The sequence below is a fragment of the Enterobacter cloacae complex sp. CARB60 genome (assembly GCF_036487345.1).
Taxonomy (GTDB): Bacteria; Pseudomonadota; Gammaproteobacteria; order Enterobacterales; family Enterobacteriaceae; genus Enterobacter; species Enterobacter asburiae_D.
On record NZ_JAZKLC010000002.1, the window covers coordinates 2386668 to 2397846 of the forward strand.

11 protein-coding genes and 1 pseudogene are annotated in these 11179 nt (G+C 51.9%); 5 read left to right on the forward strand and 7 right to left on the reverse strand.

Going from position 1 to position 11179, the window contains the following annotated elements; all coding sequences use genetic code 11:
* Nucleotides 1-14 precede the first annotated feature (14 nt).
* Together V4835_RS12375 and V4835_RS12380 are read right to left on the reverse strand one after the other, a co-directional pair.
* Nucleotides 15-1133 (reverse strand): S-(hydroxymethyl)glutathione dehydrogenase/class III alcohol dehydrogenase, encoded by a 1119-nt coding sequence (locus V4835_RS12375; RefSeq protein ID WP_331412337.1) that lies wholly within the window; start codon nucleotides 1131-1133, stop codon nucleotides 15-17.
* Nucleotides 1134-1163: 30 nt separating this feature from the next.
* Nucleotides 1164-1439, reverse strand: coding sequence for a metal/formaldehyde-sensitive transcriptional repressor (locus tag V4835_RS12380; RefSeq protein WP_003857256.1), 276 nt, complete (start codon nucleotides 1437-1439; stop codon nucleotides 1164-1166).
* 702 nt (nucleotides 1440-2141) lie between these two features.
* On the opposite strand from V4835_RS12380, the gene V4835_RS12385 reads away from it, so the two are divergent.
* Nucleotides 2142-2639, forward strand: a complete 498-nt coding sequence (locus V4835_RS12385; RefSeq protein WP_331412338.1) for a hypothetical protein — start codon at nucleotides 2142-2144, stop codon at nucleotides 2637-2639.
* 251 nt (nucleotides 2640-2890) lie between these two features.
* Here the strand turns inward: V4835_RS12385 and V4835_RS12390 are convergent, their stop codons facing one another.
* On the reverse strand, nucleotides 2891-3058 hold the full coding sequence (locus tag V4835_RS12390; protein WP_331412339.1) for a LysR family transcriptional regulator: 168 nt from the start codon (nucleotides 3056-3058) through the stop codon (nucleotides 2891-2893).
* Nucleotides 3059-3189: 131 nt separating this feature from the next.
* Here V4835_RS12390 and V4835_RS24400 point away from each other — a divergent pair, with 131 nt between their 5' ends.
* On the forward strand, nucleotides 3190-3243 hold the full coding sequence (locus V4835_RS24400; RefSeq protein ID WP_370733176.1) for a hypothetical protein: 54 nt from the start codon (nucleotides 3190-3192) through the stop codon (nucleotides 3241-3243).
* Here V4835_RS24400 and V4835_RS12395 read toward each other — a convergent pair.
* Nucleotides 3237-4160: pseudogene (locus V4835_RS12395) on the reverse strand (LysR family transcriptional regulator); the annotation flags it as partial. The gene V4835_RS24400 and the pseudogene V4835_RS12395 sit on opposite strands and share 7 nt — an antisense overlap.
* 90 nt (nucleotides 4161-4250) lie before the next feature.
* On the opposite strand from V4835_RS12395, the gene V4835_RS12400 reads away from it, so the two are divergent.
* Nucleotides 4251-4727, forward strand: a complete 477-nt coding sequence (locus V4835_RS12400; RefSeq protein ID WP_063142831.1) for a GNAT family N-acetyltransferase — start codon at nucleotides 4251-4253, stop codon at nucleotides 4725-4727.
* A gap of 134 nt (nucleotides 4728-4861) precedes the next feature.
* Complete coding sequence (locus tag V4835_RS12405; protein WP_032657256.1) at nucleotides 4862-5134, forward strand: DUF883 family protein; 273 nt, start codon at nucleotides 4862-4864, stop codon at nucleotides 5132-5134.
* Nucleotides 5135-5163: 29 nt separating this feature from the next.
* Here V4835_RS12405 and V4835_RS12410 read toward each other — a convergent pair whose 3' ends face one another.
* Nucleotides 5164-6627, reverse strand: a complete 1464-nt coding sequence (locus V4835_RS12410; RefSeq protein ID WP_331412341.1) for an EAL domain-containing protein — start codon at nucleotides 6625-6627, stop codon at nucleotides 5164-5166.
* A 276-nt stretch (nucleotides 6628-6903) separates the two neighbouring features.
* Here V4835_RS12410 and V4835_RS12415 point away from each other — a divergent pair, with 276 nt between their 5' ends.
* Nucleotides 6904-7788: a hypothetical protein gene (locus V4835_RS12415; RefSeq protein ID WP_063142833.1), complete on the forward strand. Its 885-nt coding sequence runs from the start codon at nucleotides 6904-6906 to the stop codon at nucleotides 7786-7788.
* A gap of 35 nt (nucleotides 7789-7823) precedes the next feature.
* Here V4835_RS12415 and V4835_RS12420 read toward each other — a convergent pair whose 3' ends face one another.
* Together V4835_RS12420 and V4835_RS12425 are read right to left on the reverse strand one after the other, a co-directional pair.
* The gene (locus V4835_RS12420; RefSeq protein ID WP_331412342.1) at nucleotides 7824-8999 is read right to left on the reverse strand and encodes an HlyD family type I secretion periplasmic adaptor subunit; all 1176 of its coding nucleotides are present in this window, start codon (nucleotides 8997-8999) and stop codon (nucleotides 7824-7826) included.
* On the reverse strand, nucleotides 8996-11176 hold the full coding sequence (locus V4835_RS12425) for a type I secretion system permease/ATPase (protein WP_063142835.1): 2181 nt from the start codon (nucleotides 11174-11176) through the stop codon (nucleotides 8996-8998). The genes V4835_RS12420 and V4835_RS12425 overlap by 4 nt, the downstream gene beginning before the upstream one ends.
* Nucleotides 11177-11179 lie beyond the last annotated feature (3 nt).

Here is an 11179-nt window from a genome sequence, read left to right on the forward strand (position 1 = left end):
CGCTGGCAGAAGAGTTACTTGTCGCCGAAATGAATGACGGTGCGGATGGATTTTCCTTCATGCATCAGATCGAACGCCTCGTTGATCTGCTCCAGCGGTAAACGGTGGGTAATAAACGGGTCGAGCTGAATCTTACCAACCATGGCATCTTCAACCATACCCGGCAGCTGGGTACGGCCCTTCACGCCGCCAAACGCCGAACCGCGCCACACGCGTCCGGTGACCAGCTGGAATGGGCGGGTTTTGATCTCCTGACCCGCACCGGCCACGCCAATGATGATGCTCTCGCCCCAGCCTTTGTGGCAGCACTCCAGCGCGGAACGCATCACGTTCACGTTGCCGATACATTCGAAGCTGAAGTCAACGCCGCCGTCGGTCAGCTCAACGATGACGTCCTGAACCGGTTTGTCGTAATCTTTCGGGTTCACGAAATCGGTCGCACCCATTTCACCCGCCAGCTTGAATTTCTCCGGGTTGGTGTCGACCGCGATGATACGACCGGCCTTCGCCTGCACCGCGCCCTGAATCACCGCCAGACCAATGCCGCCGAGACCGAACACCGCTACGGTGTCGCCCTCTTTGACCTTTGCCGTGTTATGCACCGCGCCAATACCGGTGGTTACGCCGCAGCCCAGCAGGCAGACTTTATCCAGCGGCGCCTGCGGGTTCACCTTCGCCAGCGAGATCTCCGCGCAAACGGTGTATTCGCTGAAGGTGCTGGTGCCCATGTAATGATAAACAGGCTCGCCGTTATAAGAGAAACGGGTGGTGCCGTCCGGCATCAGCCCTTTCCCCTGCGTGGCGCGAACCGCCTGGCACAGGTTGGTCTTACCGGATTTACAGAACTTACACTCGCCGCATTCCGCCGTGTACAGCGGGATCACGTGGTCCCCCGGCTTCAGGCTGGTCACGCCCTCGCCCACTTCCACCACAATCCCGCCGCCTTCATGGCCGAGAACCGCCGGGAAGACGCCTTCCGGATCGTCACCGGAGAGCGTAAACGCATCGGTATGGCACACGCCGGTATGGGTGATTTTGATCAGCACTTCGCCTTTCTTCGGCGGTGCCACGTCGATTTCAACGATTTTGAGCGGCTGGCCGGGGCCAAATGCGACAGCAGCGCGAGATTTCATATGTCTTCCCTTTTTGTCAGGTGTGTGGGTTTATTTTAGATAAGAGCGCAGCAAATGGCCGACTTCCGCCATGCGTACGGCTCGCTGATCCGGCGTGGTTTCCCCCGTTACCAGCTCATCTTTGAGGTGAATTTCAACCATTTCGCCCATCAGACCATTAGCAGCCCCGCGTACGGCGGCGATTTGCTGCAGGATGGCCAGACAGGGGTCGCCCGACTCCAGCGCGCGTTCAAGGGCATCAACCTGGCCCCGAATGCGACGGACGCGGGTAAGAATACGTTTTTTATCTTCGGGTGAATGCGGCATACGCCCTCCGTTAAGATACTATAGGGGGGTATTGTATCCTCTAAAGTAACATTATGTAAACATTAAGTTTTACATGTTTATCAGGCATTTACGCGGTATATACAAAAGGCACTATCGGACATAAAAAGACTTTTTACTGCCCCAAAATTGCCCCCAAAATTCACTCTTTTGCGTAACTCCTTCCAGTTTCGCAACAGACCTCTTTACGCACCTCAGGCTGATCAGCATAATCGCCACGAATCCCTTTGTAAGACTTAACCAGCGCGCGCTACTCAATAATTGTTCTCATACAGTCGAGCAAAGTGATGTTGCGGTTTTATGCAGATGATACGACAGGGGTACTGTGCCGTAGCACGTTCGCGAATACCCCTGTCGTATCGCCGGAAAGCAAAAACCCCGCAGGTGCGAGGTTCTCGTTAGATTCAAATTGTTCGCTTTTCGTCGCTGCCGTTGCGGCGCAGCTCTGCCAAGCATAAAAGGATTATCGAACTTCTTGGTCTATACTCAATTTTTTTTACTAATTGAGCACGATTGATTCATTTAATAATTTTTTAACACCCCCGCCTTGCCACACATATTGAAAATAATAAAGAGAACTGAGTGTACTATCACACCCATGTCTAAATGCAGTGGCACTTATCGCATACTTTCTGTTTTAAATAATAGATAAAATTTATTTTTACAACATGGAAGGATTTACTTATGTTTCGAGGATTAATATTCGTTTTTTATATGTTATACGCATTCGCAGGAATGGCTCAAGATAAATTATTATCTGCAAACCTGACACCGCAGCAATTCATTAAAGCATATAATAAGGATATCAGCACCTTAGGGAAAAAATTCAGATCCGCAAGAATTATAAACAGTGAAGGTTCAAAAGATGGAAAGATGATCCAGTTTCACATCTCACCTCAAATTGCAGGATTAGGATGGGTAAGCGAATCAGGAAAACTTACGTCTGTGATGTGGCTTATCGGCGGCAAAGGGTTGAATGCCGCAGATGCACTAGCCTCAATATGCTCCATGATGGATTCTTTAGATGATAGCTTGATACTTAAAGATACGGGACCACTCGTTACCAGCTACATTAATAACGAATTGGATTCCACTCCAGTGGAGTTTAACACCGAAGATAACAAGTATCAGATAAGCAGATCTGATGAATACGGTATAATGATTCAGGTTTCCCCATTATAAAAAAATGGCCGGGAGCCCCCGGCCGCACCTCTTTTTCCTATAAATATGTTCTCGTCGCAAGGTAAACTCAGGCTCTGAATATCTCTAAACACCACCGCACGCGCTTACGTGCCTCATTTGCTGTAAGCCATGGGGCGATCTGCTGTATGTCGCGTGTGAGGTCTGAAATTTTCTTTCGCGTCGTGTAATAGCTTGTCCCGATGAAGTTGGCCGTTTCCAGCAAATTTGCGCCATCGTGAGTCAGAGAGAGTTTACGGGTGTTTCTGTAGAGCAACGCGCAGCCAAGGTTTTTTTTCCAGCTTTGATAAATGCGTGCTTGCCGTAGCGGTTGTAAGCGCTAACGCTTCTGCCCCACCTGAAATGGATCCTGCCTCAGCAATCTGTGCAAACACTATCAGATAACGGATGTCATCAATCATTTATCGTCCTGTTGCGACGGCGTTTCTGCGAACTTCTCATTCAATCATAGAGTTACGATATCGTACTTTCCTCCCCGGCCGCATATCTTTTTATTGTGTTGACTATTGCGCCCTACTAATTTTGCGAGGCGCTGCAGTGTCAACCCGGCGACATCCTCTCCTGGGAGCCGGACAGCCCTGAATGACGCGCCTGCGCCAGCGTTTGCAGCGCCTCCTTAAGCCAGCGGGTCGCGCCCCGCTGTCCGCTGCGTTTATGCGAGTAAATTTTCACTTCAAACGTGCGTATCGAAAACGGTAAAGGAAATATCCTCAGGTCCGCTGCGGCAGTCAGCTTCTCAGCGGCAAAACGGGGGATCGCCATCAGCAGGTCACTTTCCGCAACGATAAACGGCGCGCTGAGCATCGACGGCGTTTTGATCGCGATTTGTCGGGTATAGCCCAGCTGTTCGAGCCGCACGTCCAGAACGCCCTGCTTTTCATTCCATGGCGTCACCACCAGGTGTCGGGCTGCGAGATAATCCTCCAGCGTCAGACGCGTCCGCCGCGCGCTGCTGATGACCACATACTCATCTTCAAACCAGCCGATCTCTTCCAGTTCCGGGTGCCGGATATCATCCTGAGTGCTGAACCCCAGCGCGAGATCCACTTCGCCCGCCAGCAGTTCCGTCAGCGCCGGGCTGTGCGGCAGATAGCGCAATTCGAAACGCAAACCCGGGGCAGCACGCTGCAGTTTGTGCATCAGCGCCGGAAAAATGCACAGCGCGGTAAAGTCCGTAATCCCAATTTGTAAGCTTTCGGTACTGCTGGCCGGATCAAACTCCGGCTGCGGGGTCAGCTCATGATTCAGGAACGACAGTGCGGAAGCAATGGAAGGCGCAAGCTGAGAGGCATACACGCTGGGGGACATGCGATGTCCTTCCCGAAAAAATAGCGGGTCATTAAGGGTGATGCGCAAACGCGACAGCGCATGGCTCAGGGCCGATGTGCTCATCGACAGCTCATCAGCGGCAAGCCGTACGGAACGGTGGCGGTAAATCGCGTCGAAAACGGGCAGCAGGTTTAAATCAAGGCGTCTCAGTACCGGATGCATAATATTCATCATTTGTTGATTTCATTGCACTTAATTCTTCGGACAATACTCCGTATGCTTAACGCCATCAATCGAAACGCAGGCTTAAAAACAGGAAAAACAATGAGCATAACCATTCGCCAGGCCCGTCCCGAAGATGCGGCGACAATTTACGCCATGATCTACGAGCTCGCGGTGTACGAAAAAGCGCCGGAAGAAGTGGTGACCACCCCAGAGGAGATCAGGGAAACGCTCTTTGGCACCGGCGGTAAAACCGAAGCGTTGATCGCGGAGTGTGAAGGTAAGATCGCCGGTTATGCCGTGTTCTTCACCAGCTATTCAACCTGGCTCGGACGCAACGGTATTTACATGGAAGACCTGTACGTTTCCCCGGATTATCGCGGTAAAGGCGCGGGAAGAGCGCTGCTGAAACATATCGCGCAGCTCGCGGTAAAACGTCAGTGCGGCCGCCTTGAATGGAGCGTGCTGGACTGGAACCAGCCCGCCATTGATTTTTACCTGAGCATCGGCGCGCTGCCGCAGTCCGAATGGGTTCGCTATCGTCTTGATGGCGACGCGCTGCTGAGTTTTGCCGAATAACGGCGTCTCTCTGTGCGCGTACCCCGCACAGAGATATATCCGAAAACAGCCCTGACAGGTGCCGAAATTAACCTTTCGTCTCCCACATCTGCAAAGAGCGGCTATCCTTTAATTATCAACAAAAGGAGGCAAAAATGTCCGATCTCGGTACTGATAAAAACACCCAGTTTGCTGAAGACAAGGCAAAAAATAAATTTGATGAACTCGCAGGCTCAGCGCAGCAGCAGTTTGGTGAATTCGTAGATTCACCAAAGCATCAGGTCAAAGGTGCGGCTAAAAAATATGCCGCGCAGGCCAGCGATGCGGTTTCCGACGTGACTGAAGCTGTCAGAAATAACCCCCTCACCGGCCTCGTCGCAGCGGGTGCGGTCGGTATTGTTCTCGGCCTGTTGCTGGGTCGAAAATAATAAAAGGCCCTTCGGGGCTTTATTTTTTCTTAACTGAACAACCTCACCATACGGTCTAACTCTTCCTCTTTCACGGCACGTGATAAATAATATCCCTGAAAATTCTTGACGCCCAGAGCGACTAATTTCTCAAACTTCTCTTCACTATCAACCCCCTCCGCAATACAGTCCGTTCCGGTCATGTCGCTATAAAGCTGAATCGCTTTAATCAGGTTATAGTCATTGTCGTTTGCCACAAAATGCTCAACGATGTCACGATCCAGCTTAAGTCCATCAAAATGCACCTGCCGCACCGGGAACATGGTTTGATGATTAGAGAAACAGTCATCCAGAAACAATCGACACCCGGTATTGCGTAAATGCCGCATGGTTTCAGGGATCCTTTTGTCCTTCGTCACGTCAATATCTTCTGCAAATTCAAAGACCAGCTTTTCGGCCCACTGCGGTTTGAGCAGCATGTCGATAGCTTTCCTGGCCATATCAGGCAATGCATTTCCGGACGCCAGGCGAGGTGGAATATTCACAGAAAAATAGTATTTACCATTATACTTATTAATCCCCGACACGGCGGCATGAATAACTAATGCGGTTATTTTTAACCATATTTCATGATTTGAGATATCCGTGAGAAAGCTGGCTGGCTTGACAATTTTACCGTTTTTATTCCAGCGGATCAGTATCTCAAAACCTACGCCCTTTTTGTCACGATCGGTAATAATTTGATAGGCAGGGAAGATCTCTCTTTTAAGTAGCGCATTAAATATTTCTGTTTCTTTATCCGTGAATTCTTGTTTTTGACGCTGGTGTTTAATCCCCCCTTCCGCTTTAAAATTATGCGGATCGTGTAGCCATCGCTTAATCAAGCGTAATTTCAATACACCTTCCTTTCGGTGGGTATAAATCGTTTTATTAGAAAGCCCCATTTCGTCGCACATTTCTTTTACGGACATACCGCGGTAGAAATTTAATAAAACGTCAATCTCTCTTTTTGTTAGCCACTTTAGGTTTTCTTGCGAAGTATTATCCCTGCAGCGATCGCGTAATAGGTACGAACGATCCTTAAAAACGTTATGCTGCGTATGAGAACAGGTTATGACATCTGAAACGCGGGCTATACGAATTAATGATAATTGAAAACTGTTATTTAAAAGACTGCCCAGGGTGCGATACAGCCAGCCATCCGGTATGTCACCATACAGGGTGACGCGTCGAACAACGGGAAGAGTATTGAGCACGGATGCCAGGCGCTTCAGGCTCTCCAGGAGATTGACGACACCTTTTCCGAGAAACACAACAATATGAGCATTCTGATTTATAAGGATATTTTCCACATCCTGTTGGGATACCTCATCCCCGTTAAAGTGAATATGCGAAGCCTGTATACCGTACTGGTTAAGGATCAGGCGATATCCCTGGAACGTAAAACCGCAGGCGGAGATGACAAAATTTTGTTCATCGCACGCCCCATTTCTGAGAGAAATTTTGTGGGTCATAACCTGCTCCTGGGCACTAAAGCGCCATTTCCATTTGTGAATACGTAAAATTTAACGCACCTGTTATAAACATTAATTTTACAGTAGACCCTCAGGCTAAGAAACAGTTATCAGCCAAACTCACTGGAACATCTTTGCGTTAATCACCGACATTTAAATATACTTTTATTTTCAAATAACAACGGCAAACATCTTATTCTCAGGGTATAATGAGAATTCCGAAAAAGAAGACTGGATACTTCATCTATCGGCTCATTTAAATACGAGAAAAACGCTATGGATAATCATATCTCATCCAGGGCCTTGCTACATCGAAGGGATGTTATAAAGAACAATCCGCGATTCGGTGAGGCAATATTAGAGCACTACACAATTAATGACACCATCTACAAAAAACAACCTTTGTTCTACAAGACAATGCTGCAGGAATCACGATTTAACATTATCCTCTCCATGTGCTGTTTTGTTTTTGGAAATCAGGCCGAGTCAGTTTCAGAAATTAAAGAATTATGTTCTCGATATAAGATAGCCAGCCCCAACAGCGTTATTGCGATCATTACGATACTGAGAACCACCGGGCGCATCAGGACCTGGCGCTGCACGGAAGACAGACGCAAAACGAGAATCGCGCCTACCGAAAAAGGTTTGAATGAACTTAAGCGATATATGTCCGGCGCCTTTTTACCCGTCAGCATTCTTTATCCGGCATTTAATATTAATGTTAACCTGCTGGATAATGATATTTTGAGAAACAACTTCTTCCGCCGTGCGGCAGAATATCTGTTTCGGGGATTAACGTTCAGAAAGGTTTTGCCTGAAGTGGGGTTATTTATCGATAAGGATGGCGGGCGCATGATTATGCTTTATATTTATTTGCAGGCCATGAAAAACAAATCCGCTCACGGCGCAGTCATTGAGTACTCAGCCAGCACGCTCGCAAAAGAATTTTTTGTTTCACGTATCCACGTCAACCGAATTATCAAATCGGCACAAGAGGCGGGTTATCTTAAAGATCGTGGTGACGGTCGGATGTCGATATACCCGGCGTTTATCGAACTTGTCGAAAATTATGCCGGTTTATATTTTGCCTATGTTACGCATTACATTAACGTTGTGCCTAAAGAGCGACGCCACGCTCACAACGTGACGTCAACCGTATAATCCAACAGGCGTTCGGTGTCCCGAACGCCATTCCCCTATCGTTCCCGCAGCGCCTCTTTTGCCTTGTTCAGCGGTTTCAACAGATAATCAAGAATGGTTTTGCTGCCGGTTTTAATATCAACAGTGGCAATCATTCCCGGAAAGACCGGAAATTCCTGACCTTGCTTGTTGGTCAGATGGTTACTGTCGGTACGAATATAGACGCGATAGTAGTAAACATCCCTTTTCACCTCATCCTGCAGAGTGTCCGGCGAAATCATGGTCACTTCCCCTTCCAGCCCGCCGTAAATGGAGTAGTCATAGGCCGTAATTTTCACCAGCGCTTTCTGGCCGGGATGAATAAACGCCACATCGCGCGGCGAGATTTTCGCTTCAACCACCATCTGATCGTCAAGCGGGACCAGGCTCATCAGCTTGCCGTTCGGCGGGATAACGCCTCCCACGGTCGTAACGTCAATATCCTTGACGATCCCGCGAACCGGCGCATTGAAGGTCAGCCGGGTCAGGGAGTCCTCACGCCCTTTCATTACCGAACGCTGGGCTTCAATCTCGGCATTGGCTTTCGCCAGCTCTTCACGGGCGCGAACGTAATACTGGTTTTTCATCTCGGTGATTTTATTCTCAAGCTCATTTTTTTGACGCTCAAGACGTAACACCTCCACCTTGCTGGCTGCCCCCTGGGTCACCAGTGGACGGGTTAACGACAGCTCGCGCTGCACCAGCTCGGCACCCTGACGCAGTCCGGCCAGCCCTTTTTCGAGGCTTTCACGACGGGACTGGTAGAGCGCCGTTTCCTGTTTAACCAGCTCAACGTCGTCATCCAGCTCTTCCGGGAACACAAGTTCCGTATCGTTGACCTCGGCCTTCAGGCGAGCAGCCGTTGCCAGCGCCGCATTCAGACGAGACTCGCTCTCCAGTACGCTCGACTCGGTTTTTGTCCGGTCTAGCTGCGCGAGCTGCTGGCCGCGTTCCACAATGTCACCTTCGCGCACCATAAGGCTGTGGATAATGCCGCCTTCCAGAGACTGAATGACCTGCTCATGAGAAGACGGTATGACCTTGCCGCTTCCGGTCGTCACTTCATCAAGATGGAACAGGCTTGCCCAGGCGATAAACACCGCCAGCAGGGCAAACAGCGACCATGCCACCATTGACGAGCGCGGCAGGCGTGGCTCCTTCAGTCGGCTATTGAAACGAGACAAATCATTCATGCCGCGCCCTCCTCGGCAACCGCCGCCGGCTTCATGGTCACGGTGCGCTGTGCGGCTTTCTGCGGCGCCATACCGTGCTGATGCAGGATCGCATCGCGCGGGCCGTCCATCACCACCTTGCCGTTCTCCAGCACGATGATGCGGTCGACCAAATCAAGAATCGGCAGACGATGCGTCGCCACGACCAGCGTCCGGCGTTTACCCAGCCATTTGTGGAGATGCTGTATAAACTGCTTCTCGCTCATTTCGTCCAGCCAGGCGGTAGGCTCGTCCAGCAGCAGGATATTCGGGGAAGTGATCAGCGCACGCGCCAGCAGCAGCGCCTGACGCTGTCCGCCGGAGAGGCCAGCCCCGCCTTCGTTGATGATGTAGTTCAGCCCCATTTTCTGCTTGCGCACAAACTCCAGCGCGCCGCTGTTGACCAGCGCCTGATGAATCTCGTCGTCCGTGGCTAACGGGTTCCCCATCAGGATGTTGTCCCGCACGGAGCCAAAGAACAGCCGCGCCTGCTGGCCGAGCAGCTGCATGTCGCGACGCACGTCGGCCGGGTCCAGATGATTGAGGGCAATATCGTCGAGCAGGATGCTGCCCTGCTGCGGCTCCTGCATGCCCGCCAGAAGCTGTAACAGCGTGCTTTTACCGGAGCCATTACGCCCGAGCACCGCCACGCGCTCTCCGGCGCGGATCTGCAGCTTGCTGATGTTGAGCACGGTGAGTTTCTCTTCCTCGTCGTAATAAAACCCGACGTCCTCAAGGCTATAGTCGCCGCGCAGGTGGGCTTTGTGCACCTTCTTGCCGTGCTGCGGATCGTCAATCGGACGCTGCATGAGGTCGTCCAGCCCCTTGCGGGCCACTTTTGCCGACTGCCAGCGCGAGAGCACGCCTGAGATCTGCGACAGCGGCGCGATAGTGCGCGATGCCAGAATTGAGGTCCCTACCAGCGCACCGGTGGTCATGTCGCCGCTGATGACCAGGTAGCAGCCCACCAGCAGCACCACCGCATAGACGATGGACTGCACCTCCTGCGTCCAGGTGAGCAGCAGGCCCGTCAGCCAGCGCTGCTTCATGCCGACGCTGGCGGCGACGTCGTTGGTGTTATTCCACTGGTTCTGGAAACGCTGTTCGGCGCGCATCAGCTTGATGTCTTCAATGCCCTGCACCGCTTCCACCAGCGTGGCGTTACGAATGGCGGATTCACGCATCCCTTCGCTGGAGAGTTTCCCCAGCGGGCGCTGTACCAGCAGGCCGGGGATGAGCAGCAGCGGCACGGCGAGCAGGACCACCAGCACCAGCGGGCCGCCAATCATCCACAGAATAAAGACGAACAGCAGGAAGAACGGCAGATCGGAGATGGCCGCAATGGTAGTCGAGGTGATCAGCTCCCGCACCGACTCCAGCTCGCGGATCTGCGCGATAAACGATCCGGTTGATTTGGAGCGTGCGCCGTTTTTAATCCGCAGCGCGTGGGCAAAAACGCGTTCGGAGATGCGCAGGTCGGCGCGTTTCCCCACCACGTCAGAAATATGCACGCGCAGCATGCGCATGATGAATTCGAACACGATGGCAATCATCACGCCGCCAAACAGCACCCACAGCGTGGCTTCCGACTGGGACGGTACCACCCTGTCATAGACCTGCATGGAGAAGACCATGCCGGAAAGCGCCAGCACGTTGGCCACCAGCGCCACCAGCATAATGTCGCTGTAGCGGCGCCAGTCTTTCAGCGCCAGCTGCCAGAACCAGTTTTTCTCATAGGGTTTGATGTAATCGTCCACGCGCGCGTCCGGCGTGGATTCGAGCGGGCGCAACACCATCAGCCCCTTTAACCGCGCCCCGAGTTCGTCACGCGTCAGCGTGGTCTCCAGCCCCGCGTCGCCGCTAAACTGCAGGCTGACGTTGCCTTCGCTGTCCATGCGGTTAATGACCGCGATTTGTCCGCCGGTGAATTCCGCCAGCAGCGGCAGGCGCCACGGATCGAGGGATACCGCTTCAGCCGCCACCATACGCATCCCCAGCCCAAGCTGGCGCGCCATCTCCTCCAGCACCAGCTGGCGCGGAGACTGGCTTTCATGGTTAATCGTGACCCGAACATGCTCCGCCGAGAAATCCAGCCGATAGTGTTTTGCGATAATGAGCATGCCCTGCAGCCAGGGTTCGTACTGTGGATGTGTCTTCATATT